Genomic DNA, 691 nt, shown 5'->3' on the forward strand with positions numbered 1-691 from the left:
ATTGCTTTATATGAAAACTCTGCAATTTCTATCCCTGCCTGTATCGGTACAAATCGTAAGCCTCTCACAAGAATTTTCTTAATGCGCTGGGTAAACTTCGCTGCTACTATATACGACAATTCCTTCTCCTCGAAGAAATTCAAGCATTTTTCACCGAAAAACCCATTGTCTGCTCGTATCAACCCCACTTTCATCGCACCCAAAAGAGAAAAGGTCTCCTCTAAAAAGTTTACCATGTTGTTGGATGAGGATGTATTTCCAGCTCGAAGCCAACCATTAGCAACAACTTTCAATTCGGCGATAAAGGCAATAAGTGGATGTTGACTCGGACGTCCGGGTTTACGCGGATTATAGCCTCGCCGACTCCCTTCTTGTTCTCCATAACGCTCAATGACTGTACTGTCTAAATCAAGCGTCACTTTCATCGGTCCATATAAACCCAGTGTCCATCGTTGAAGTGATGGGAATATCTCATTGTTCTTCTGCAAACTGAACTTCCGAAAAAATCGACTGAAGGTGCTTTCAGAACCAACTTCTTTCCAACCAAAAATCTTTTTGAGAACTTCGTCATATCTCAATAACGCACAATGTGCAAATCGATTTCCACCTACCCAAATGCTCACTAAAAAACTCATCACGATATCCACAGGATTGTATCCTCGATTTGATCCCGGTTGCGGAAGACCTTGTC

The 691-nt window shown here is 42.1% G+C and carries 1 protein-coding gene; it reads right to left on the bottom strand.

Annotated elements, in window-relative coordinates:
- A partial coding sequence (locus QME58_14445; GenBank protein MDI6805012.1) for a transposase occupies positions 1-691 on the bottom strand: 691 nt, incomplete at both ends.

The sequence above is a fragment of the Bacteroidota bacterium genome (assembly GCA_030017895.1).
Lineage (GTDB): Bacteria > Bacteroidota > Ignavibacteria > UBA10030 > BY39 > JASEGV01.